The following is a 25,099-nucleotide window of genomic DNA, read 5'->3' on the forward strand; positions in this document are numbered from 1 at the left end:
TTTATGAATCAATAGGAAATCTGAATCCAAATACAGGAAGTTCTCCCTGCATAAAATCCAAAATTTCATCTCTTTTAAATCCGATATTTTCATACATTCCCCAAGCCGTTTTCATTGCTAAAGTGGAATGAATAATGATTTGTTTTCGTTTATTTTCAGTTGCTTTTTTAATGCATTCTAATGTTAAAAGTTTTCCAATTCCTTTTCCTCTCGCTTGAGAATCAACTCCAAGAAGACGAAATCCAGCCGAATCTTTTTCCTGAGTGGCAATTCCGCCCGAACCATAATATTGCATGTCATTAAAATAGACAACCGCTCCGGCAATGACATTATTTTCATCGAGAGCAACTAAGAGTTCTGTTTCAGGATATTCAGTAAAAGCACCAATATTGGCTAGTATTTTGTAATAATTGGGCTGTTCATCTTCTTTCGGAAAACCTTCTAAAGCCGAATAAACACGAATTAAAAGTTTTCCAATTTCCTCAAATTCTGAAGGACTTGCGTTTCGAATGGTATAATTTGATATGGTCATTTTTTTTGTTTCAGGTTTCAAGTTTGAGTTAACAATTTATAATTAATTAACCCCTTTCCACCATTGCTGAAATTCCTGATTTTTATTTTTTAATTCTACTAATTCGCCAATTTTAGGAGTAATTAACGGAATAGGATTTTCAGATAATTTATTCAATTCGGTTATTTTGATCAAAGGCTCGTCCCACGGATGAAGTGCCAATGCAAATTTAGACGAATGAACAGGAAAGACTCTTTTTGCTTTTAAATCTTTAATTGCTTTTATAACATCTTGCGGCAAATTATGAATGTACTTCCAGGCTGGATTATATTGGCCATTATCAATAAGCACAATATCAAAAGGACCAAATTTTTCGCCAATTGCAGCATAATGCGAATCGTAACCACTGTCGCCTCCCAGATACATTTTAAAATCTTTGGTTTCTAAGACAAAAGAAGTCCAGAGTGTGTTACAGCGTTTAATACTTCTGCCAGAAAAATGTCTTGACGGAGTTGTATAAAGCGTTAAATTTTGATCCAATTCTATCTTTTCATGCCAATCTTTTTCGATAATAATTTCAGCAGGGAATTTCCAAAACTCAAAATGCGAACCAACACCAAGCGCTGTAATTATCTTTTTGATTTTAGGTTTCAACGCCATAATCGTCGCATAATCCAAATGATCATAATGATCGTGCGTCATCAATAAATAATCAATTTCCGGGATATCATCGGCGGTATAAACTTCGGTTCCTTTAAAAGCTTTTGTAGTTCCGTAAATAGGAGAGGCGTTGCCGCTGAAAACAGGATCAATTAAAAAACGTTTTCCTTCAAGCTGAATGTAATAAGACGAATGCCCAAACCAAACCAGAATATCTTGGTCTAACGGAATTTCATGTAAATTGGTTTTTACTGACGGAATCACATCAGTTGGAATTTTGCGATCTACTTTTTTGAAGAAAAATTCTTTTAAAACATCAAAATAGCCGTAACCTTCTGCAAGTTCAGGCGTGAAACTTTGGTTTTCGAATTTTCCGTTTTTGTATTGAGGCGATTTTTGTATTAAAGCAAGTCTTTCACCAGCGGGTCTTTTTCCGAATCTTGGATGAAAGGCAAAATAGATGGCAACGGCTATTAAAAGAAGAAATAAAGTAAGGATCATATTTTTTTAATTTGAAGGGTATAAATTTTGGGTATATTCCATAGAAAGTAAAATGATATTTTTTAATATTTCTATATCAATATCAGTCAGTTTTTTGACATAAATACATGCTTTTGAAGAGGTGTGTTTGCCAAGTTTTGATAAAAGTTCTTCTCTCTTGCCTTCGGGCAGATAAAAATATACGGTCATTGCTGCTTTTCTTGGTGAGAAACCTGCTAATGGTGCATCGCCTTCGTGACCGCTGTCATATTTATAATGATAGCTTCCAAAACCAATAATACTTGGACCCCACATTTTTGGTTCAAAACCTGTTAATTCCTGTACTATTGAAAGAAGTTGAAAAGCATCTTTTCTTTTCTGTTCATTTTCGACAGTATTTATAAAATCAGTTACACTGCTTTCGGTTTCATTTGTTTTATTTTTCGCCATTGGAAAATTATTTTTTAATGAATAAATCGCTTTTCAAAAGAATATTTTTGATTTTGAATTCTGATGCATAAAACAATTCAGAATCCTCGTTCATCTGATTTTCTAAAACAATCAAACTGATATCGCTTTCTGGGAAATACAAATTTACAGAAGAAAATCCGTCGCCTAAACCAGTGTGACCTACATATTTTACAGCTTCTTTTTCAGTAATTCTGATTCCGTAACCATAACCTTCATTTTCTTTCCCGAAGAAATTATGTTGTGCCGTTATCGTGTAGCGAAGCATTGATTGATAAGTCTCTGGTTTCAGAATTTTTCCTTTATGCAGATTATTGTTCCAAATTGCGAGATCCGTTACTGTTGAAACAACTCCATCGGCACCTAAGTTTTGTGGTGTAATTTGAGTTTTTTGTACTTTTTCAAAAGTGCCTTTGGAATTAAAATAGCCGGTAACTAAATTTTGAATTTTATCTTTCGAATAACAAAATGTATTTGTCATTTTCAGTTTTTTGAATAACGTTTCGGCTATTTCTGTATAACTTTTTTTCGTAGTGTTTTCTATAATTTTGGTAAGAAGCGTATAACTTAAATCACCGTATTTAAACTGAGTTCGCGATTTAAATACCAATGGTTTCTGTAAATCAATAATTCCATGTGTGTGATTTAAAAGCTGATGAACCGTAACAGAATCGGCCCAAGTTTGAGTCAATTCTGGCAAATATTTTTTTATTGGAGCATTCAGTTCCACTTTTCCTTTTTCAACTTCGAGTAAAATCAAAACAGCAGTTATCAGTTTACTGTTTGACATGATTTCGAATTGACTGTCGAATTTTAAAGGTTTTTTGGTTTCAAAATTAGAAACGCCTTTTGCTTTAGAATATAATTTTTTTCCGTTTTTTGAAATCAGAATTACACCATTAAAAACAGGCGAAGTATTTTGGATAAGACTGTCGATTTTAGTTGAATAATTGTTTTCTTTTTGAGCAAATGAATTACAGCTCGAAAAGATTAAGATGATAGATAATAAAGAAGAAATTTTAAAAATGGAATTCATTGTTTTTGTTTCAGGTTTCAGGTTGAAATGAGAAAAAAAATTAACCGCAAAGAGCGCTAAGATTTTTCTTCTGTTTAAAAGTTTGAACGTATTAAGTTCGCAAAGCTGATTCAATACAAAGCTTTGCGAACTTTGCGGTTTTATAAAAGAACGTAAATAAAATATAGCGTGCTTTGCGGTTAAAAAAATCAAAACATTCCGTTTTCGTTAATTGTTTCTTTTGGAACGGGCTGGCCTAAATCCCAAAGCTCTACAATTTTATCTGCTTTAAATTTTAGAATATGAACAACCGCAAAACCTATATCTGTTGAGTTTTGCTTTAAATGAGAATGCACAGCGACCAAATTGTCATCTTCTAAAATATGATGGATTTTAAAAATCTTATTCGGATTTGTTCGTGCTGATTCTTCCATTGCGAGCATCAATGTTTCCGCATCGCCTTTAAAATAAGCGTTATGATGTTTGAATTTTTTGCTGACATGAAGTCGAAATGCCTCATGCGAATGTCCGTTTGCAGCAAGTTTCAGGAAGTCTCTGGCAATTTCTTTCTTAGTCATGATGTTCAAATATAAAAGACAACTAAGTTAAGAAATTTGAAGCTACACTTGGGGTAAATAAAGTCCGGATTTTATTTATTTTTTTATAAATCTTCCGGTTTGATTTGAGAAATATCAACACCTAATTTTTTTAATTCGGTTTGGCCAATTTCTGTTATGTAAAAATGTTTATCTGTTGGAGTTTTTTTGGCAATCCATCCTTTTTCGGCAAAAGTTTCAACTAGCAACTGGCCGAGTTTTCCTCCAATATGTGAGTAACACATTTTTGCAGGTTTTACTTTCACAGATTCGCTGTTCATTTTAGTGGAGTTGAGGTTTTCTTCTACAAGTTAATTTCAAAGCCAAATAGGCCATCGGAATGTAGGCAAAAACTAAATCTACAACTGTAAACCACATTGGCGACGGCAGTGAACACACACTTACAATACCGCCAAATAAAAAGAAAGCACCTATAAGCAAAGCCAGTTTCTTTTTATGGTTAAAAGCAATCAGAGCCGTTGTAATAGCTCCGGCAAAAGTTCCTATTGCATGTGCTAAAAACGGAAAAAGAAAATGTTTGGCTTCAAATAGATGCATTGTTGCTTTTAAGCCTTCCATAGTGGTGTTATCTGCACCTTTTGGAGGAGGAATAATTGAACCGCTTATTAAAATTATACTCATATTGACAATACTTCCAATAATAATTCCGGCAATAACCGCCAGAGTATTTCTTAAAATAGGGTTCATAAATTAAAGTTTTAGTTTTACGAATTTATGAAAATTATGAATTATATGTATCGAAATAATTTTTAATTAAATGATTGTCTGAATTCTAAAGGTGAAACATTTGTTTTGGTTTTGAATAATTTGCTGAAGGATTGCTGATGCTCAAAACCTAATTCGAATGCAATTTCACTTATTGATAAACTGGTTGTTGAAAGTTTTTCTTTTGCCTTTTCGATTAATTTATTGTGGATGTGTTGCTGCGTGCTCTGACCCGTAAGCAATTTCAATAAGCCACTCAAATAATTAGGCGAAACATTGAGGTTTTCTGCAATAAACTGAACTGTTGGCAAACCTTTTTTTGACAAAGAATGATCGTTGAAATAATCTTCAAGCAATTTTTCTAAACGAGCTAATATTTGATGGTTGCTTATTTTTCTGGTAATAAATTGTCGGTTGTAGAAACGTTCAGAATACGTTAGAAATAATTCAATTTGCGCAATAATGACATCCTGACTAAATTTATCAATATTCGATTGGTATTCCTGCTGAATATTTTTGATAATTCCCACAAGCATATTTTCTTCTTTATCAGAAAGATGTAATGCTTCGTGAACGGCATAACCAAAATATTCATATTGCTTGATTTTTTGTGCCAATGGCGTATTCCACAAAAAATCAGGATGGATCAATAATGACCATCCTGTATGTTGTAGTTCTGAATTTCCTTCGATTGAAAAAACTTGCCCTGGCGAAATAAACATTAAAACCCCTTCTTTAAAATCGTACTCCTGCTGTCCGTATCTCATTTTAGCATTCGAATTCCTTTTAAGTGCAATCGAATAAAAATCCAACATTAAGCTTTTCGGTTCGGCTTCATTGAGATATTTAAGATCTTCAAAATTGTAAACACTGATTAACGGATGTTGGGGTTTTGGCAAATCTCTAAATTCATGAAATTCGCTTATAGTTTTTATTCGATGTGGTTGAAAATTTGCCATAGTCTAAGGTACTTATTTCTGATTGTAAATCGATGCAAATTCTTTTGCGTATGTTGCAAGTTTCATTTTTCCCAGTTCTGCAGGTCGGTTTTGGTAATAATCTTCGCCTAATGAACCATTATGTAGTGCGGCGTACATTTCGACTAAACCTTCTGCAATTTTAGGTTGCATTCCCACAGTAATCAATCCATTTAAAGTTTCCTGATCTGTGGTTAAAATCCATTTTAAATCAGGTTTTCCAATCGCTTCTCCTAAAATACTTGCCGTTTCATGTCCAGTAAGTTCTTCACTTGCAACATAACGAATTTTTTTTCCGTCAAGCGGAGTTGTAAGTTCGGCTGAAATTGCATCTGCAATATCATTTGGAGAAACCCATGGAATAATGGAATCAGCACCATAATTGGCAGCGATAAAACCTTGATTTTTAATTACAGGAATATAAGCCAGCAAATTATAATAGAAAGAAGTTGGACGCATAAAGGTTATCGAAACTTCTGAAAGTTTATTCAACACACTTTCAATCTCATTATAACGCTGAATAATTCCTGAATCTTTTTCTAAATGTGCTCCAATACTGCTTAGGAAAACCACACGTTTTACGCCTGATTTTGCAATTGCTTCGGCATAATTATTTCCGATTTTTCGCGTAAAAGCATCTAAATCAAGATTTGGATCAAAATAATTTGCACGCGGAATCATGCAATAAACGGCATCTGCACTTGTAAAACTTTGTGTCAAAAAGTCTAAATCTTCAACCGATCCTATTAATGCTTTTGCGCCTAATTTTTCAATTTCAGACTGATTTTCAGCTTTACTGCTGATAATTGAAATGTCATGTCCTTTTTGTACTAATTTAATAGCTAAAGGTTTGCTGATGTTCCCTAAAGAACCTGTAAGTATAATTTTCATTTGTTCTAATTTTAGATATTGCAAAGTTGCGCAACATCTAAAAAAGTGCTGTAGCCAAATCTACTATTGTTGTAGCTTAAAAAAAGATGCTAAGATTCTAAGTTACTTAGATTCTAAGTTTTTTGTCACAGATTTTTATTTTTCAGATAGTCTTTTTTCGTTTTCTGTTTGTGGTTTTCCGGTTGCATTTGGTTCTCCTTTTCTGGTTTCAATTAGTTTTTTAAGACTGTTTTGAATGTAATTTGTCCAGGCGCCTCTACAGATTTCAAAGCATTCGTATTCTGAAGTTAAACCAAAATGTGTAAAACGAAGTTCGGTTTTTCCTTCTTTTTCTGAAATCTCAAAAGTTGGTTTTGTATTTGTCCATTCCGTTTTGTCTTCGGTGAATTTAAAATAGTTTTCTTCAACCAGCCAAACAATTTTTTTATTCGGAACAACTTCAATTAATTTTATTTTGCAGCGGTGAACATCTTCATAATGATAATCGAATTTATCGTCTTGTTTTGCAGTATTTCCTTTTATTTCTTCTGACCACCATCCTCGGACATTTGTAAGAGCATTAAAAACTTCTTGAGGAGATTGGTCTACTTTTATTGTGGTTGTAAAATCTGAAGTACTCATTTTTAAATAATTTAAAGGTTTGTATTACAAATTTACTGTCTTATAACCAATATGTTAGGGTGTTTAAAAGACAAAAGAAAGGGGAATTTCAGACAAGTTGTGTTATTTGATATGTTTTTATTTAAACTGGACTGAAGTCCAGCTCTACAAAATAATTCGTTCCTTCGGAACTTTAGAAGAGCCTTAGGCTCGGTACATATTGTAGAGCCGGACTTTAGTCCGGTTTGTTTGTAAGATTATTTTATTTAATTGAGATTGTTTTAATTTTTTTAGCAAGTTCCTCAATCTCCAAAAAATGTCCTTCCATCACTTTTTCCAGTTCCAAAGTTCCTCCTAAAATCAGCATTTCTTTATTTTCAAAACGTTTTCCGAGTCGGTCTTCCAGCATGATTTTTTCCATGCTTTGTGCCATTCCGATTTCATTCAAAAAATCATTCGGATGACCGGCAGTACAAATTACAAGCCCAAACGGAATTGTTTTCATTTTCGGAAAAGATTCGGTTTGTCCATAAGCATAACCAACAGAGTAAACACGGTCAAACCAGCCTTTCAGTTTTGCAGGACAATCGCTCCACCAAACCGGATAAAGGAAAATGATACAATCAGCATTTTCGATCTTTTTTTGTTCTTCCAAAACATCTTTAGGAATCGGCAAATCAAGTTTTGCGAAACCTTCTCTCTCATATTCTTCTTCAGACATATCGCTTTTAAAATCGGAAGCATATAAATCTGATATTTCAAGATTCCAGTTTTGTTTCGTGACAATAGATTTAAGCCTTTCTAACACCTGAAAAGTATATGATTTTTTGCTGGGATGCGCGTAAACAATTAAAATATTCATGGAATTTGATTTTTTTAAAAGTTAATAATTCAATTAAAATTTGGAGAGCTTTTAATTATATAAAGTTAATTCTTATTTTTAAGCATCTGCAAACCATACCTAATTATGAGAAAAAACCTTTACGCAGCATTATTTTTTATAACTGCTTCAATTTCTGCTTTGGCTCAGCTAAAGTCGCCTTCAGAATTTATTCCGAATTATGGAAAACAAATCAGCTATTACCATCAGGTCGAAGATTATTTTAAATATCTGACCGAGAATTCAGCTTTAATTAAAAAACAGCAGTATGGTTTGACAAACGAACAGCGCGATTTGAATTTGTATTTTATTTCGGATGCTGAAAATCTGAAAAATCTGGAGCAAATTCGTTTAAATAATTTGGCTTCGATCGGGCTTTCTGATTCAAAATCGGCTACTTCACAAGACAAAATTATTGTGTGGCTGAGTTTTAATGTTCATGGAAATGAATTTGCTGGAACCGAAAGCGCTTTGACTGTTGCGTATGAACTTTTGAATCCGTCAAATGAAGAAACAAAAAAATGGCTGAAAAACACTATCGTAATTTTGGATCCATGTATTAATCCTGATGGTTATTCCCGTTATGGAAATTGGTTAAGAGAAATTTCAGGTAAAAAGAATCATCCAGGTTTGTACGACAGAGAACATATGGAAGAATGGCCAGGCGGAAGATACAATCATTATTTGTTTGATTTGAATCGCGATTGGGCATGGCAAACTCAAGTTGAATCGCAGCAACGTATAAAAGTCTACAATCAATGGATGCCTCAGGTTCATACAGATGTGCATGAAATGAGTTATAATTCACCTTACTTTTTTCCTCCTGCAGCCGAACCTTTGCATGAGTTTATTGAACAATATCAAAAGGATTTTCATAATGTTTTAGGAAAAAATATTTCGCAAAAATTCGACAAACAAAATTGGATGTACAATACCAGAGAACGTTTTGATTTGTTCTATCCAAGTTATGGTGATACATACCCAACCTACAACGGCGCAGTTGGTTTGACATTAGAGCAGGGTGGAATTGGAGCAGGACGCGAAGTTACTATGGAAAATGGAACAAACGTTACCATAAAAGACCGTTTGACACATCACGCAACGGCAGTATTGACAGTTGTAGAAAGTGCAGCTTCACAAAAAGATGTTCTCTTAAAAGGTTTTAGAGACTTCCATGAAAATGCCCGCAAAAAAGCAAAAGGTGTCTACAATACCTATGTTTTAAAAAGCAATGCAAAACTGGAACAACTGACTGAAGTGCTGAAAAAGAATGATATAGAATTCAGTTATGCCGATGCATCTGCAAGCGCATCTGGTTTTCATTATCAAAACAAGAAAACTGAAAGTTTCAAGATTGAACCAAATGATTTAATCATAAAAGCAGATCAACCGAGATCTGTTTTAACGCAGGTTTTATTTGAACCCAATCAAAAATTGAATGATAGTTTATCCTATGATATTACGGCTTGGGCATTGCCATTGGCGTATGGAGTTGAAGGTTATGCAGTAAAAAATGCACTTTCTGTAAAAACGAAAACTGCAATTGAAATTGCTCCAAAAAATATTCCAGCAAGTGTTTACGCCTTTTATGTACCTTGGAACAGCAGAACTTCGGCACAAATTCTTTCAATATTGCATCAAGGCGGAATCAAAGTGCGTTCGGCAATGAAAAAGGCAGTTTTCGGAACGATTACAATTGAACCGGGCGGATTAATCATAAGTCGCGCAGATAATCCAAAAATTGCCGATTTTGAGAAAACTATCAGCGAAATCATTAAAATCAAATCGGATTATAGTTTTATTACGACCGGATTTTCCACCAATTCAAAAGATATTGGCGGAGAAAATTTTGTTCTTTTAAAAGCGCCAAAAATATTGATGCTTTCAGGGAAAGGAATTGTTTCGACAGAGTTTGGAGCCAATTGGCATTATCTGGATGAAGTCATAAAATACCCGGTAAGTATTGTTGAAACTTCAAATTTCAACCGAGTTAAATTATACAATTACAATACATTGATTCTTTCGGATGGCTCTTATGATTTTTCAGATGATCAAAAAAAGCACATTGACGAATGGATTAAAAATGGCGGAAAAGTAATTGCTATGAGCAGTGCAATTTCGCTATTTCAGGATCGCGAAGGTTATGCGTTAAGCATGTTTGCAAGTAAAGAAGACAAAGAGAAATCAGAAAAAGAAGAAAAAGAAATCGAGCTTAAAAAACGCTTTCTTGACTTTGAAGGTTCAGAAAGAAGAGAAATTTCAGGTACAATTCCAGGCGCGATTATCGAAAATAAATTAGATAAAACATATCCAATGGCGTTTGGTTTAGGAAATACGTATTATAGTTTAAAAACAAACGAAAGATCGTTTTCACTTTTGAAAAATGCGATTAACGTGGCATACATTCCAAAAAACTTTTTGAGTTATGGTTTCGTTGGAAACGACATCAAGAAAAAACTTCCGGAAACAGTGACTTTTGCCGTCGATAAAAGAGGCGACGGAAGTGTGATTTATATGATGGATAATCCGCTTTTTAGAGGTTTTTGGGAAAACGGAATTCTCTTATTCAGCAATTCACTGTTTTTAGTCAACTAATAAAAAATGCTCTTCAGAAACAATTTTTGAAGAGCATTTTTTTTATTTTGAAGTAGAAGTTTTTATAAGACTTCTAAAAAGAACGAGATCAATTTACTTTACTTTTTCATATTTCGATATAAAACAATCATTGCATTCTTCACTTAAAGTAAGGTTATTGCCAATAACAATAAAAGATCGATCAGCATAATATACTTGAGTTATGTCCTCTTTATCAATTACAATCATTTTTTTATTTCCTCCAAAAATTGATTTTTTTGTGGCAATATGAAACTTTAGTTTTTTCATTAATTGGCCATCTATGTACGTGCTTACATAATTATCAGAGAATTCAAGTTCTTCTTTTCGATTCAAAGCAGCAGGAGTAACACCTTGAAAACCTCCAGTCGATGAAACCCAAAGCCATCGGCCTTGCAACGAGGCTGCGCTATTAGAATTTTTATCGTCATTGCTGCACGAACTCAAAATGACTAAAACAAAAAGTAAAAGATATTTTTTCATTTGCAATAATTTTAGTTTAAACGAACATATTCAGAAGCATTACATTTATTGCATATCATATTCAGATTTAACTTAGAACCACTTATTTTAATGCCTTCAAAGCTATGAGTAGGGACTATCGTGGCTTTTTTGTTTGTAATGCGATAAAAACCAGCTATAACAAGGGTTTGAGTAGGGGTTTCTCCAATCACTTGTTGGGTCACGATTTCAAATGTGGTATTTATTGTTAAGTTTCCATCGATATATTTTTTAAAATTCTTACCTGAAAATTCTAGTAGAATTGTTTTCTTTTCAGTTTCGGGTGTAGTAATAGTGCCGTCGACTCCGTTAGTAGTACTGGTCCAGCTCCATTTTCCTTGTAGTTTCTTTTCGACTTCGGCATCGTCATTTTTGGGAGTATCGTCACTATTGCATGAACTCAAAATGATCAAAGCAAAAAATAAAAAATATTTTTTCATAAGAATTGATTTAGCTTTTAATATTCTTTTATACGATCATATTCTGATATTATACCATTCGTGAATTCTTCCCTGATATACAGTTTATTTTCAATGATTTCAAAGGAAAGATCACCGGTAGGTCGAGTTTGCGAAGATTTGCCTGTAAGAGAATAAGCATTGACAAATACAAACATATTTTTTTCACCACCATAAATTGATGGCTTTTTTACAACAAAAAAGGTTCTGTTAGAATCCAAAGCTCCATTTTGATATTGTTTGAAAGAAGTGCCAGAAAATTCTAAAACAATTGTAGTATTGTGTGAGGCAGGCGTAATTGGTGTATTATTAGATTGCGTGGTAGATTGTACCCAGTTCCAGCGTCCGCTTAAAGATTCTTGAGCTGTAGTGTCGTTTGGTTCACTATCATTGCTGCTACAGGAGCCAAGAACTGCTATAAGTAATAGTAAGTAATATTTTTTCATCGGTTTAAATTAATTGGTTTTATTTAAAGATGAAGTTTTAGTTAAAAGGTTGCGTTAATTGTAGGTAATTTATTAAAATATTGTTTAATTTTCTAAATTAGCTTTTGATTAAGAGCAATTTTTGGCCTTCAAGAATCATTCTGAACCCATAAGAAATAGTTGCAAATGCACAGCCTAAACTAACAATTACATTAGCAATATTTACTGGTGTAATTTTTTGTGTTATCAAATAAATACCAAGAATTGCAAATAAAGAAGTCCAGGTTCCTATGTATAAATCAAAAGTACGTTTGAATATTTTAGCCAGGGGAAAAAAATGCAGACCAACAATTAGAACAAAAAAGCAAATAAATAGTTCGTCGTGATTAATATTCATCAAAATATTTTTGGCAAGTAATATTCCGAGACCTTCCAGACCAAAAATGATCAAAAACCATTTTTCGTTTTTCTTTTCTTCTTCTGTTTTTTCAATTGTGCTTTCCGGAAGATTTTTTTGAGCTTTTGTAAATTTCAGATAAAAGAATAAAAAACTCATAATGATAAGTCCTAAAAAAATGCCTGCAAGACGGGAGTCTTTATTTTCGAGATAATATTCGGCTATAAAAGCCCAAATCGAAGTGTTAATAATCATGAAAAATAAACCTCCAATTGGTTTTTCAATGTCTTTTTTAGTTAATGTTTTCATTTGTAGTTTTAATGCTTTTTTTAAATTAAAATTATTTCAGGCGAATCAAAACACCTTTTCGTTTGACAATATTTTTATAATCCCACTGAATGTTTCTTGCCTTTTCAAGCCATCTTTTCAAATCGTCAATATTGATTTGTTCAGCATTTGTGTAACGTTTTTCGGCAGCTTTAAAACTTCCTTCATTCTGAAGTTCCGATTCCTCAAAAGTCTGACCGCTCCAAAAAAGAAGTCTTACAGAATCTTTTAATTTACTATAGCCCGCAACAGGATTTCCGTCTAAAAACCAAACCGGATGTCTGTGCCAGATTTTGCTTTCGGCCTCATGCAAAAATGAATTTATCTCAGAACTTAACAAAACACATATTTTTTTGTCTTCGGTAGTTTGAGAATCGTTATAATCTTTAATTTCCTGATTCATGATACTATGTTTTTTGCTGTATTATTTAGAATTTCTCCATTCGTCAATAGTAAGCAGTTTGTTGTTTTTCTCGTCATAATATTTCAGAGAAAAGTCTTTTGGATAAACTAAAAAACTAAACTCGCATTTAAAATCTTCGGGTTGAAATCCCGTGCTTTTGCCAACCTTTATTAAATAATAATCTTTGTCATTTGTTTGTGGAGATTCGGCGATCAAAACACTTTTGTTTTTAGCTTCAGGCAAAGCAAAAATTATATCAAAAATTTTGTGTCGATTGTCATCATCTGAATCTGCAATTTCAAAACTTGGGTTTTCGGTTGGAAAATAAATTTCATCCAATAACTTTGGATTGTCTTTGTTTAATTCTTCATAACGCGCCACAGCCCAAGGATAATAAGCGTAACGTTTGATTTCCTTATTTGATTTTATTTCGCTGTAAATTTTTAGTGCTTCATCTTTATTTCCAACAGTTTCATAATAAGTAGCAAGCGCATAGTCATAAATATAAAATCCTTGCCCAATTTTATCTACATACGATTTTGCTTTGTCGAATTGTTTTAATTTAGCATAATTGGCAGCAAAAAGAGCGGCATTATTTGATGAAACATAATCTTCTTTTTCGACCTCTTTTATAGATTGGCTGTAATTTCCTAATTTATAGTATAATTCGGCTTTTAAATAATTTAGGCTCGAAGCGACATTTTTTTTAATTCGAGATTTATATAAATCTTTTTCTGCATCATTAACTCGTAGCAAACTATCAGCTTTCAAAATTGTTTGTTGCGGATTTTTTTCTCCTTCATTATACAGAAGCCTTAATTGCTTGTCAAATTTGTCATATTCAGCAGAAATTTTATCCATTTCTGCATGTATTTCTGCATGGCTTTGTGCCTCATCGATGATTACAGGTTTGTTTTTGCATGAAAAGAAACAGAATAAAATAAAGAATAGATAATTTACGATTTTGTTCATTTTAATGAAGTAATTAGATGTTGTTTTTTAAGTCAGAGAATATCTTTTTTTAAGGAAAACAAAATATAAGTACCATGTTCAGAATTTCCTTTTTGCTTTTCAATAAATCCCTTGCTTTTATAAAAATCGACGGCTTTCATGTTTTTTTCTAAACATTTCAATGTAATAGGAAATGCAACTTTTTTTGTGGCAGCTTTTAGCAATTCAGTTCCAATGTTTTGTCCCTGATATTTTCTGCTGATGTATAAGTGGTGAATGAAATTATTGGGCATCCAAATCGATATAAATCCAACCGGAAAATCATCAATAAGTGCCGTTAGAATAAACTCGCCTTGAGTCAGTTTCTCAAAATCATCTAATTGAAATTCCGATTGGTCGAGCCACGAAAAAGTACTTTTTCTTTCCTCTAAAAATAATTTTTTCAAAGGCTCATAATCCTTTTCTCTTATTGTTGTTATAGTCATTCAATTTATAAGCTTATTTAATTCCCTTGGCTTCATTTTCAAGCATTTTTTCAATATTGAAATACACGCCATCAACATTATATTTCCCTTTTTCAAAGCTAAGATAATCACAATTTCCAACCAATGATTGTCCTTTTGATTCGAGTTCAAAAAGATTGAGCATGACATATTCATGTTCGACTAATAAGACATGAAATCCTGTTTCACATTTTTTGCCGTCACCAGAAGACAAAATGGCGTTCATAATGTTGTGAAATTTGTATGAAGTTATTTTTGCCGCTTCATCATCTCCTTTCAAATGATAAATGTATGCCAGATAATTGAGTTGTTTTAAATCAAAAGGAAAATCAGTCAGCGTATGATTGGCAAGTTTGATGATTTCATTATAATCAGCGGTTTCCAGTTTTTCTTTGTTGTAATATTCGCGAAGCTTTATTTCATCAGGAGATCTCCAGAAAGCGTTGTATTTAGGCTGAAAAACATATCCAAAATACAAATAGCGAAAATCATCCTGCGTCATGAGTGTATCATTTTTGGCTAACCGATCCATCAGCTTCGGATAATAAAATACCGATTTTTTATCCTGAATTTCTTTTTCAATTTGTTTATAATCCGGTGCTTTGAAATCAAGTTCCTGAGCAAAAGCATTCATTCCGAAACTGAAAAGCAAGATGAAAAGAAAATGTTTTAGCATGATATAGATAGTTTAGGTTATAACTGTGATTGTGAATGATATTTATTTTTCTGAAGTATCAATAATCCATTTTCCTTGTTCTTTGGCAATATCAATTAATCTTTGGCCCTGTTCTGTCATTAAATTCTTTGCAATAAGTCTTTCAGCTCTTTCAATATTGGGTTTGCTCCATTTGCTGGTTTTCGGATTTCGATGTGAAAAAGTCAAATAATAGCTTTCAGCATCACGTTTTTTGCAAAGACTATCAATCCATCCAAAGCAAAGCGCTTCTTCAGTAGCTTCAATTAAATTGACGCTTTTTGTCTGGCTTTTTTTGTGATATAAAATTAGCCAAACTGATTTTTCATTTGCACCATTTTCTGAAAGCCATTTTCTCCAGTCTGCCCGAGTTTCGGCATAAACAGCTAGTTTTCCGTCTTTTGTTTCCATAAAACTTATTTTTAATTGTTTCAGTAAAAGTAAAATGGCATTGTGACAACGGATTGTCAGTAGTAAAAATAGTATAAAATATTGAATTTGAGTATTGTAATTTTTTAAAACAGTAATTTGTTTGGTGCTTTGTTTTTATTAAAATTTATTTCTGAACTCATTAAAAGTACTTGTAATATTGGTAACAAAATCTTTTGTGCATTGCCCAGTCGGATCCAGATCTGGATCCAGAATTGTTATTTCTAGCCCGGTCAATTTTTCGCTTTGAAATAAATAGGAGGTAAGTTCATTAAACTCAGCATATGAAAGTCCGTCTGGTGTTCTGCTGTCAACACACGGCATAATTTCGTCGTTTAGAACATCAACATCAATATGAAGAAAAAAACCGTCAAGATTTTTGTTTTTGACTTCAGAAAGAAAGGTTTGAGCGCAATTCGAAATTCCTTGCTTTCGAATTTCATTTAAGCTAAGATATGTTGCTTTCGAATTTCGGATTTCATTTTCATATTCTTCATCATATTCACGATTACCCACGCACCAAAGATTTTCTTCTTTGATATACGGAGAAAGATTAAGAATGTCGGTCAGTTTTGGATGTCCGTTTCCCGTTACAATTGAAGCTGCCATTCCGCCGACGCCGCCAGTTTCAGATAAGGAAACGTCCATGAAATCGGTATGTCCATCTAGGTAAAATAAACCATAATTTCCCTTTTGTTTTAAAGCAATTGCAGTTCCTAGAAGAATACTGCAGTCACCACCAATTATAAATGGAAATTTATTTTGCGAAAGTAAATTATTGATTAAATATGCTTGTTCTCTGGAGTATTCTACAAGCGAATTTGCATTGAGAATTTGAGTTTCAGGATCTTTACTATTCGTGTATTTCGGAGCATCAAGCGTCAAGACATCTTTAGGGTTAATTTCTTTATGCAGATTATGTCGCCATAGCCATTCGGGCAATTTTTTTACTCCGGGTTCTTTTCCTGGCTGAGGTTCTTTTAAACCTAAATTCGATGGAAATTCAACAATACAAATCTCTTTCATAACTTACTATGTTTAGGGTAAAGTTATGAAAATAAAAAAATCCGACTTGCTTTCACAAATCGGATTTTTAAATTGAAAATTATATGTAACCGTAAAACGGTTTATTTTTACAAGTGAATTACTTCGCCGTAAGCATCAGCCACAGCTTCCATAACAGCCTCGCTCATTGTTGGGTGAGGGTGGATAGATTTAAGGATTTCATGACCTGTAGTTTCTAGTTTACGAGCTACAACTGCCTCAGCAATCATATCTGTAACACCAGCACCAATCATATGGCATCCTAACCATTCTCCGTATTTAGCGTCGAAAATTACTTTTACGAATCCGTCTGGAGTTCCGGCAGCTTTAGCTTTTCCTGAAGCTGAGAATGGGAATTTACCAATTTTTAATTCGTATCCTTTTTCTTTAGCTTGTTTTTCAGTTAAACCTACAGAAGCGATTTCCGGAGTTGCATAAGTACAACCAGGAACGTTTCCGTAATCGATTGGATCTACGTGTAAACCAGCGATTTTTTCAACACAGTTAATTCCTTCAGCAGAAGCTACGTGAGCTAAAGCCTGACCTGGAGTAACGTCTCCAATTGCATAATATCCAGGAATGTTAGTTGCGTTGTAAGCGTTAACTAAGATTTTATCTCTGTCAACAGCAATACCAACTTCTTCTAAACCAATGTTTTCGATGTTAGTTTTGATTCCAACTGCAGAAAGCACGATATCAGCTTCAAGAACTTCTTCTCCTTTTGCTGTTTTAACGAATGCTTTAACTCCTGCACCTGTTGTGTCAATTTTTTCAACAGAAGAGTTAGTCATTACTTTAATTCCAGCTTTTTTCAAAGAACGCTCAAATTGTTTTGAGATATCTTCGTCCTCTACAGGAACTACGTTTGGCATAAATTCTACGATAGTTACATCAGTTCCCATTGAGTTGTAGAAGTGAGCGAACTCAACTCCAATTGCTCCAGAACCAACAATAATCATAGATTTTGGTTGTGTAGGCAAAGTCATTGCCTGACGGTATCCAATTACTTTTACACCATCTTGAGGTAAGTTTGGTAACTCACGAGAACGAGCACCAGTTGCGATGATAATGTGATCAGCACTATATTCAGTAACTTTATTATCTTTATCAGTAACGTCAAGTTTTTTTCCTGGTTTTAGTTTTCCAAAACCTTCAATAACGTCAATTTTGTTTTTTTTCATCAGGAACTGAACACCTTTACTCATTCCTTCAGCAACACCACGGCTGCGTTGTACAACAGCAGGGAAATCTTTATCAAATTCAGAAACTTTTAATCCGTAGTCAGAAGCGTGTTTTAAATAATCAAAAACCTGTGCTGATTTTAATAATGCTTTTGTTGGGATACATCCCCAGTTTAAACATACACCACCAAGGTTTTCTTTTTCAACTACAGCTGTTTTAAAGCCTAATTGTGAAGCTCTAATAGCTGTTACATATCCGCCAGGACCACTTCCTAAAACAATAACGTCGTATTTCATTTTTTTGGTTTTTAGTATTTACTACCGAAAATGAGGTTTATAGTTCCGAAACTCATTTTCAGATTATTCTTTTGTTATTTGTGATGGCGAATTTAAGGATTTATTTAATGAATGGAAAATTTAGTGCAGACAAAGTTTAAAAAGCAATTGATCGTTAAATGTTTAATTACTATAATTTTAAGAAAAATGTCTCTGAGAATTTTTTAATTTCGAAATTGGACATAAAAAAATGCGTTTTTAAAGTAATAAAAACGCATTTTTTTTAATGTATTGTTCTTGTCAGTAAATTATTGCAAGACAATTTTTTTGACAATATGAGTGCCATTGGTTTCTAAGAAGATGTAATAAACACCGCGTGGCAATTCATTTAAATCAATTGAATGATTGGTAATTCCTGTTTTAAATGTAGCGGTTTTTACCAATTTACCTAAGGTGTCGTATACTGTAATTTTTTCAAGATCTATATTATCAATGTTTACGGTTCCGCTTGACGGATTTGGATAAATAGTGATGCTGCTAAAAATAGATTCTTCGACAGTTAATGTACCACAAGTAGCTGAATATTTAGCCGAGATATCTTTTGCTGCAGACCAGTTTAAAGTCGAATAACTTTCATTGTCTACTTTGATACAAGTTAGTGACGCATTAGATTTGAAGTTAAGATTTATTAATTTGCTGTTATTTCTATTATTTAAATTAAGGTTTGTCAAATTATTACTAGAACAATTTACCTCAGTAAGATTAATGTTTTTTGATAAATCAAGACTTTTCAGTTGATTGTTGGCACAACTAAGTTTTGTCAATAAAGTATTGCTCGATACGTCCAGAGATGTTAGTTTGCTTGGGCCTTCATTTGATTTCTTGGTAACAGTTACACTTCCGTCGCAATATAATTCTTTCAATAAACTATTATTAGAAACGTTAAGCGTCGTAAGCGGATTATTTGAACAATTTAAATAACTCAACATCAGATTTGAAGATAAGTTGATGTTAGAAATTGAATTCCCGTTGCAAGATAATTTTTGAAGTGCTTTAAATCCTTCTATTCCTTTCAAATCTGTAATTCCAAGATTTGAAATATCTAAAGTAGTGATGTTCGCTAAATTTACATTCAGAACTTGACCGTTTTTTCCATCCTTGTCAATTCCGGCGTTAATTAGATACTCTTCAAATTTAGGATCAGCGATTGTTGTAATTGAAATACAATCGGTAGAATATTGGGCAGTTGTATCTTTTTTTAGAGGCCAATTTGGAGCATAAGTCATGTTGTTAACTTTAATACAAGTTAATGACGGATTATTTGTTATATCACCAGTTGTTGCACCATCATCAAATTGATACGCTAAGCTAAGACTTTGCAGCTTGTTGTTATAAGCATAAAGTGCATTCATACCTAATAGCGGGCTAAAATCAAGATTGGTTAAATTGTTGTTCTGGCAATAAACCCAATAAAGTGCAGCGTCCTGATAAAAATCAATAGTTGTTAGTTTATTGTTGGCACAATGTAATGTTTTTAAGCTTTTGTTTTTAGTTATGTCAAGGCTTACTAGCTCATTATCATTACAATTTAACTCCGTTAATGATGCATTATTGGATGCTTTTAAAGTAATTAATTTATTACCATAACATTCAAGGTCTTCTAATAAACTATAATTCGAAATATCCAGATTGGTTAATAGATTGTAGTTTAAATCAACTACTTTAAGTGGTGCTGTTTTAGGAATAATTAAGGCATCAGATGTAATTTTATTATTTGAGACTCTTATTTGATTCACTTTTGGACATTGTGATAAATCTAAGCTTTTCAGCTCATTGCCTGAGGCTGATATACCTACAAATAATGGGTTTTTTGTCAGATCTATTGAAGTTAGATGATTTCCATCACACGCTATTCCGCCAAGAATAGCATTTTTAGTAACATCCAATTGCGTTAATTCATTATAACTGCAACTTAAACGATCCAAAACAGTATTAGATTCCAAATTTAATGCTGTCAGTTTGTTGTTGCTGCAATCTAAATTACTTAGCTTTTTTTGTGAGCTTAGATTTAAACTCGTTAAGTTGTTTTTGCTACATGATAAAATCGTCAGCTCCGTATTTTTAGAAAGATCAATATTTGTTACCACGTTTTCGTCGAAATATAGCGTTTTTAAAGCTTTGAAATCCTGAATACCTGTCAGGTCTGAGATTTGTGAACTTTTAACATCTAACAAAGTAAGATTTGAAATGTTCGAAGTTAAAACTCTGTTGTTTTTACCATCTGTGTCAATTTTTAAAGCAATAAGCTTGTATTCAAAATTATCATCAGGAATGGCAGTGTAAATTCCACAAGAAACTGAAAAATTTGCAGACGGATCTTTATAAGCTGACCAATTGCTATTGGCATAATTCAAATCATCAACTTCAATACAAGTAAGTCCTGTGTTGTTTTTTAAATTTAAAGATTGAATTTTGTTGTTATTTCCGTTTTTTAAAGAGACATAAGTTAACTTGGTATTACCAGTATTTAGAGAAGTTAATGCTTTGTTTTTAGAAATATCCAAACTCGTAATTTTTGTGTTTGAACAATCTAAAGAAGTCAGCAATACATTTTTATTCAGATTAAGATTTGTGATATCGTTACTGCTCAGATTTAATGTTTTTAAAGCGGTAAAATATTCTAATGTGCTTACATTAGTGATGGCACTTCCAGAGATATCCAGACTGGTAACCGCTTCTGCATCAGATTTTAGGATTTTGCCATTTAAGCCGTCTTTGTCAATGCCTAATAAAATTAATTTTGCTTCAAGATTTGCGTCCGGAATATCAGCATACAAACCACAAGATCTGCTGTAACTAGCTGTAGGATCTTTAAGTCCAAACCAATTAGAATTAGAGTAATCTACATTATCTACATAAATACAAGTCAGATTTGGGTTTTTACGGAAATCACTTTCATTATACAATTTGGCCATATTTTTATTATTGCCATTTGCCACATTCAAATTGGTTAATTGGTTATCTGAACAGTTTATTCGTGTTAGTGCTTTAGAATTTGAAATGTCTATCGCAGTAATTTTATTTTTTTGACAATCTACTTCTGTTAAAAGTGTGTTTTTTGACAAATCTAAATTGGCTATAGCATTAGAATTACATTTAAGACTTGTTAGTAATAAATTTTGCGAAAGATTTAAAGCGGTCAATTCGTTATAAGAACAGTCCAACGACTGTAGTCCTTTGAAGTCTTGAATTCCTGTCAGGTCTTTAACTTTATAAGCGCTCACATAAAGCGATGGCCTTTGTTTGATTCTAAAAGTCTGCACTTTTCCATTTTTTCCATCTATGTCAATATAATTGGCAATTAAAACATCTTCAAATGCAGGATCCGGAATCAAGGTAACTTGATCACAATTTTCAGAATAAACAGCTTGTTGATCTTTATAATTTTTAAATCGGGTATTAAAATCGTCTTCATTATCTACTTGTATGCAATACATTTCGTAGTTAACTGATACTCTTACCTGATTAAATAGCGCATTATTCCCGTTTTTTAGGTTTAAACTACGTAGTGAATTGACCTCGCAATTTATATTTTTAAGACTAGTGTTTTTCGATAAGTCCAGGTTTGTTATTTTATTTCCACTGCAGTCAAAATCTGTAATTGAAAGGTTTTTTGATACGTCTAAAGAGGTAAGTGCATTACTACTGCAGTTTATGTTTGTTAAGCCCTTTTGCAATGTCAGATCCAGATTGGTAATTTTATTTCCATAGCAATTTAGAACACTTATTGAAGTGTTTTTTGATATATCTAAGGCAGTTAGTTTGTTGGTATTACATTTTAAGCTTGTTAATGCCGTATTTTGTGAGATATCTAAAACCGCAATTAAATTTGAGGAACAATCTAAACTTTGCAGCAAAATATTTTGAGACAAATCAATATTGGCTAAAGAATTTGTATTAAAATTTAATGACAGCAATTTTTTATTATTCGTAACATTTAAAGTTGTCAGCAAATTTCCAGAACAATTTAAAGTCTCTAATTGAGTATTTTGAGATAAATCTAAAGCTGTAATTTTGCTGTTATAACAACTTAAATTAATCAAACTTTTGAAGTCTTGAATTCCTTTTAGATTTGAAATTGAAGTATTAGATACATCAAGCTTTGTTAATCCGGATATACTTGAGGTAAGCACTTTTCCGTTTCTGCCGTCAATATCGATTCCTTTGTTTATCAGAGAAGTTTCAAAAGCATAATCCGGAATCAGAGTATAATCTCCGCAAAAAATTTCAAAAGTTGTTGCCGGATCTTTTTTTGCAGACCAATTTGTTGTAGCGTACGAAACAACATCGACTTCAATACAAGTTAAATTTGGATTATTTCTGAAATCAAAATTTACAAGTTTTGTGTTTTTGCCATTCTTTATATTTAAAGTTTTTAAAAGATTATTGTTACAATAAAAGTCCGTAAGCAAAGTGTTTTTAGATACATCTAAAGAAGCCAGCTGATTGTTGGAACAATTTAAAACTTTAAGGTTTTTATTATTTGAAAGATCAAGATTCACTAATTGATTGCCCGAAACAGTAAGAGTGGTCAAAGCAGTAAAATCCTTAATTCCGGTAAGATCAGTAATCGAACTGTTAGAAAGATCCAGAGAGGTAAGATTCGAAATAAAAGCTGTTACTATTTTTCCGTTTTTTCCGTCTTTATCAATTCCCAAGACAATTAATTTGTCTTCAAAAGCAGAATCGGGAATAGTGGTAAACGGTCCGCAATATACATTGTATGTCGTTGCGGCATCTTTTTTGGATGACCAATTTGAGGTAGAATAGGCAGCATTATCAACTTCTATACAAGCTAACGCTGGATTATTTCTAAAATCGTATGTTTTGAAATTAGTATTATTTCCGTTTTTAAGATTTAAAGAAGCAAGTAAATTATTCTCGCAAGATATTTCGGTTAAAAGCGGATTTAGAGAAATATCAAAAGTGGTTAATTTATTAGAACCGAAATAGATCGAATTCAGATTTATATTTTTAGAGGTATTTAGAGCCGTGATCTTGTTATTGCTGCACTTCAATTGTGTCAATAACACATTTTGGCTAAGGTTTAAAGAAGTCAATTGATTGTCGCTGACATCAATTGTCTGCAATACTTTCAATCCGTCAATATCCAGTGTTGTAAATAAATTGCCGTTCGCTTTTACAGTAATCAGTAATCCATTATTCCATAAATTGGTTGTGGTGATTTTATTGTTTGAAAAATTCAGCGTTTCTAAATTGATGTTTTTAGAAAGATCTAAAGCGGTTAACTGACAGTTGCTGCAATCCAGTATTTTTAATTTTTTCTGCCAGGTCAAATCCAGTTTTGAAAGAGAATTGCCTGAAACATTTAAAGTGGTCAAACCTAAAAAATCTTCAAGTCCTGTAAGGTCTTTAATTGCAGTATTTGAGATGTCAAGAGTAGTTACAGAAACAATGTCTGAAGTCAAAACTTTACCGTTAAGACCATCTTTATCTATTCCTAGATTGATTAATTTGTTTTCAAAATTGGAATCTGTAATAGTGGTGTATTTTGGCCCGCACGAATTGGAGAAAACGGCTGCAGCATCTTTATAAGTGCTCCATTTTGAATTTGAATAGGTAATATTATCAACCTGAATACAATCTAAATGGGGATTGTTTTTAAAGTCTATGAAATAATCATTAAATTTAGAATTGTAGCCATTTTTCAAGTTTAGGCTAATCAGATTGTTGTTTCCGCATCGAATACCATTTAAGATTGGATTTGAAGAGATATCTAGGCTAGTTAATTCATTATCAGAACAAGTAAGTCCGTTTAATAAAAGAAGGTTTGAAATGTTTAAATATGTCAGCTTATTGAAACTACAATCTACAACAGTTAACTTGGTATTTTTAGTTACATCCAATGTTGTCAGATAGTTTGACGAACAACGTAAAACCTGCAGTTCCGTAAAATCTTCAATACCATTGAGGTTTGAAATTTTGCTAAAACCAACGTCCAGGGTCTGAACTGTTTTGATATTGGCGGTTAATACTTTTCCGTCTGGCAAACCAGAATCAATCTTAAGCTGTATTAACCTATTTTCAAAATTTACATCGGGAATTGTAGTATACTGTGCGTAGGTAAAAGAACTGATAAACAATACAGATAACAGGACAAGTAGTTTTCTCTTCATGTAGGAAGTTTTTTGGTTTTGGATACTGCAAGTTTACAATTAATAATTGTAATTAATCCTATTATTCTTCCTTTTTTATTTGTCAAAACAGCCTGTTTTTAAACAAAAAAAAGAAGCTCAATTGCCTCTTTCTTTTTGAATTCTAAGATGTTAAAATTTAAATTTTAACATGCCCCCAGTTTTCACCGCTAGCAATGCGTCTAATCTGCATTTCGCTTACACCAAATTGTTTAGCAATCATTTTTAAACGTGTTTTTTGTTCTGGTCTAGCCAAAATTTTCTTGATCAACATCACTTTTGTAGTAGTCAATTTTCTACCATCAGCTTTTAAGTTGTGCTCGATGAGATTCTTTTTTGCCTGAATAACACGCGGACTTTTACGGCTGTGTGCCATCATTTCCTGTTTTGTAGCCCAACGTAGATTACTTGCGTCATCATTGCTTCGGTTATAATCTAGATGAAGTACGTATGTTTGGTCTTCAGATTGTTTCGGAATAAAATATTGGGCAACTAATTTGTAAAGAAAAAGATATTTGTTGACAATTTTGTCGTCTTTTTTAACCTTGAATCTAAAGGTTGGATAACCATCGCTCAATCCGCCTTTAAGGATTCGGCCGTTTTCAATTTCGTCAGTAAAACTTATTAATCGGCCTCTGTTTGAAATGGCATATCTAAGTTGTAATGAAGCATTTATTTCTATTTCTTTGAATTGTTCTTCTGGGTAAAATCTATTTTGTGGCATTTTCATTTACATTTGATTTCTATAATCTCAAAGATAAATAATAAACCAAAAATGAAATGTTAAAGCACTAGCAGTCAAGAGCAGTTTTATGATTTCTATAACGCTGATTTAACGTTTAGAAATGGTTTTTTAGCATTTTAAACCTAATTTTAGT

At 32.7% G+C, this 25,099-nt stretch carries 25 protein-coding genes; 1 reads left to right on the plus strand and 24 read right to left on the minus strand.

Annotated elements, in window-relative coordinates:
• Position 1: 1 nt before the first annotated feature.
• From ACNFIH_RS19505 to ACNFIH_RS19555, 11 genes are all read right to left on the minus strand, one after another.
• Entirely contained in the window at positions 2-532 is a 531-nt protein-coding gene (locus ACNFIH_RS19505; protein WP_426484412.1) for a GNAT family N-acetyltransferase, read from the minus strand.
• A 42-nt stretch (positions 533-574) separates the two neighbouring features.
• Positions 575-1,672 carry an MBL fold metallo-hydrolase gene (locus ACNFIH_RS19510; protein ID WP_426484413.1) on the minus strand — a complete coding sequence of 366 codons (1,098 nt, stop codon included), beginning with the start codon at positions 1,670-1,672 and terminating at the stop codon, positions 575-577.
• A 6-nt stretch (positions 1,673-1,678) separates the two neighbouring features.
• The gene (locus tag ACNFIH_RS19515; protein ID WP_426484414.1) at positions 1,679-2,101 is read right to left on the minus strand and encodes a DUF1801 domain-containing protein; all 423 of its coding nucleotides are present in this window, start codon (positions 2,099-2,101) and stop codon (positions 1,679-1,681) included.
• Between the two features lie 7 nt (positions 2,102-2,108).
• Complete coding sequence (locus ACNFIH_RS19520) at positions 2,109-3,155, minus strand: serine hydrolase domain-containing protein (protein WP_426484415.1); 1,047 nt, start codon at positions 3,153-3,155, stop codon at positions 2,109-2,111.
• A gap of 188 nt (positions 3,156-3,343) precedes the next feature.
• Complete coding sequence (locus ACNFIH_RS19525; protein ID WP_426484416.1) at positions 3,344-3,712, minus strand: nuclear transport factor 2 family protein; 369 nt, start codon at positions 3,710-3,712, stop codon at positions 3,344-3,346.
• An 83-nt stretch (positions 3,713-3,795) separates the two neighbouring features.
• Complete coding sequence (locus ACNFIH_RS19530) at positions 3,796-4,011, minus strand: ArsR family transcriptional regulator (protein ID WP_426484417.1); 216 nt, start codon at positions 4,009-4,011, stop codon at positions 3,796-3,798.
• A 1-nt stretch (position 4,012) separates the two neighbouring features.
• A complete protein-coding gene (locus ACNFIH_RS19535) occupies positions 4,013-4,438 on the minus strand; it encodes a hypothetical protein (RefSeq protein WP_142450934.1) in 426 nt (141 codons plus the stop codon).
• A gap of 62 nt (positions 4,439-4,500) precedes the next feature.
• The gene (locus tag ACNFIH_RS19540) at positions 4,501-5,415 is read right to left on the minus strand and encodes a helix-turn-helix domain-containing protein (protein WP_035647130.1); all 915 of its coding nucleotides are present in this window, start codon (positions 5,413-5,415) and stop codon (positions 4,501-4,503) included.
• A gap of 12 nt (positions 5,416-5,427) precedes the next feature.
• On the minus strand, positions 5,428-6,324 hold the full coding sequence (locus ACNFIH_RS19545; RefSeq protein ID WP_426484418.1) for an NmrA family NAD(P)-binding protein: 897 nt from the start codon (positions 6,322-6,324) through the stop codon (positions 5,428-5,430).
• A gap of 135 nt (positions 6,325-6,459) precedes the next feature.
• The gene (locus ACNFIH_RS19550; protein WP_426484419.1) at positions 6,460-6,945 is read right to left on the minus strand and encodes an SRPBCC family protein; all 486 of its coding nucleotides are present in this window, start codon (positions 6,943-6,945) and stop codon (positions 6,460-6,462) included.
• 241 nt (positions 6,946-7,186) lie between these two features.
• Positions 7,187-7,786 carry an NAD(P)H-dependent oxidoreductase gene (locus ACNFIH_RS19555; RefSeq protein ID WP_426484420.1) on the minus strand — a complete coding sequence of 200 codons (600 nt, stop codon included), beginning with the start codon at positions 7,784-7,786 and terminating at the stop codon, positions 7,187-7,189.
• A gap of 105 nt (positions 7,787-7,891) precedes the next feature.
• Between ACNFIH_RS19555 and ACNFIH_RS19560 the strand changes: the two genes are divergently transcribed.
• Positions 7,892-10,399, plus strand: a complete 2,508-nt coding sequence (locus ACNFIH_RS19560) for a M14 family zinc carboxypeptidase (RefSeq protein WP_426484421.1) — start codon at positions 7,892-7,894, stop codon at positions 10,397-10,399.
• A 93-nt stretch (positions 10,400-10,492) separates the two neighbouring features.
• Here ACNFIH_RS19560 and ACNFIH_RS19565 read toward each other — a convergent pair whose 3' ends face one another.
• From ACNFIH_RS19565 to ACNFIH_RS19625, 13 genes are all read right to left on the minus strand, one after another.
• Positions 10,493-10,900 carry a hypothetical protein gene (locus ACNFIH_RS19565; protein ID WP_426484422.1) on the minus strand — a complete coding sequence of 136 codons (408 nt, stop codon included), beginning with the start codon at positions 10,898-10,900 and terminating at the stop codon, positions 10,493-10,495.
• An 11-nt stretch (positions 10,901-10,911) separates the two neighbouring features.
• Positions 10,912-11,358, minus strand: a complete 447-nt coding sequence (locus tag ACNFIH_RS19570) for a hypothetical protein (RefSeq protein ID WP_426484423.1) — start codon at positions 11,356-11,358, stop codon at positions 10,912-10,914.
• A gap of 17 nt (positions 11,359-11,375) precedes the next feature.
• The gene (locus tag ACNFIH_RS19575) at positions 11,376-11,822 is read right to left on the minus strand and encodes a hypothetical protein (RefSeq protein WP_035647116.1); all 447 of its coding nucleotides are present in this window, start codon (positions 11,820-11,822) and stop codon (positions 11,376-11,378) included.
• A 97-nt stretch (positions 11,823-11,919) separates the two neighbouring features.
• Positions 11,920-12,507 carry a hypothetical protein gene (locus tag ACNFIH_RS19580; RefSeq protein ID WP_426484424.1) on the minus strand — a complete coding sequence of 196 codons (588 nt, stop codon included), beginning with the start codon at positions 12,505-12,507 and terminating at the stop codon, positions 11,920-11,922.
• A 31-nt stretch (positions 12,508-12,538) separates the two neighbouring features.
• The gene (locus ACNFIH_RS19585) at positions 12,539-12,928 is read right to left on the minus strand and encodes a DUF1801 domain-containing protein (protein WP_426484425.1); all 390 of its coding nucleotides are present in this window, start codon (positions 12,926-12,928) and stop codon (positions 12,539-12,541) included.
• Positions 12,929-12,949: 21 nt separating this feature from the next.
• The gene (locus ACNFIH_RS19590; protein ID WP_426484426.1) at positions 12,950-13,900 is read right to left on the minus strand and encodes a hypothetical protein; all 951 of its coding nucleotides are present in this window, start codon (positions 13,898-13,900) and stop codon (positions 12,950-12,952) included.
• A gap of 32 nt (positions 13,901-13,932) precedes the next feature.
• A complete protein-coding gene (locus ACNFIH_RS19595; protein WP_426484427.1) occupies positions 13,933-14,364 on the minus strand; it encodes a GNAT family N-acetyltransferase in 432 nt (143 codons plus the stop codon).
• A gap of 13 nt (positions 14,365-14,377) precedes the next feature.
• Positions 14,378-15,058, minus strand: coding sequence for a DUF4919 domain-containing protein (locus ACNFIH_RS19600; RefSeq protein ID WP_426484428.1), 681 nt, complete (start codon positions 15,056-15,058; stop codon positions 14,378-14,380).
• Positions 15,059-15,100: 42 nt separating this feature from the next.
• Complete coding sequence (locus ACNFIH_RS19605; RefSeq protein ID WP_426484429.1) at positions 15,101-15,487, minus strand: YdeI/OmpD-associated family protein; 387 nt, start codon at positions 15,485-15,487, stop codon at positions 15,101-15,103.
• Between the two features lie 138 nt (positions 15,488-15,625).
• Positions 15,626-16,531: an arginase family protein gene (locus ACNFIH_RS19610; protein ID WP_426484430.1), complete on the minus strand. Its 906-nt coding sequence runs from the start codon at positions 16,529-16,531 to the stop codon at positions 15,626-15,628.
• Between the two features lie 107 nt (positions 16,532-16,638).
• Positions 16,639-18,027 carry a dihydrolipoyl dehydrogenase gene (gene lpdA, locus ACNFIH_RS19615; protein WP_426484431.1) on the minus strand — a complete coding sequence of 463 codons (1,389 nt, stop codon included), beginning with the start codon at positions 18,025-18,027 and terminating at the stop codon, positions 16,639-16,641.
• Positions 18,028-18,314: 287 nt separating this feature from the next.
• On the minus strand, positions 18,315-24,203 hold the full coding sequence (locus ACNFIH_RS19620; RefSeq protein WP_426484432.1) for a T9SS type A sorting domain-containing protein: 5,889 nt from the start codon (positions 24,201-24,203) through the stop codon (positions 18,315-18,317).
• Between the two features lie 157 nt (positions 24,204-24,360).
• Positions 24,361-24,945 carry an NUMOD4 domain-containing protein gene (locus tag ACNFIH_RS19625; RefSeq protein WP_035648095.1) on the minus strand — a complete coding sequence of 195 codons (585 nt, stop codon included), beginning with the start codon at positions 24,943-24,945 and terminating at the stop codon, positions 24,361-24,363.
• Positions 24,946-25,099 lie beyond the last annotated feature (154 nt).

It is taken from the genome of Flavobacterium sp. 2 (assembly GCF_049949195.1).
In the GTDB taxonomy this organism is placed as follows: Bacteria; Bacteroidota; Bacteroidia; order Flavobacteriales; family Flavobacteriaceae; genus Flavobacterium.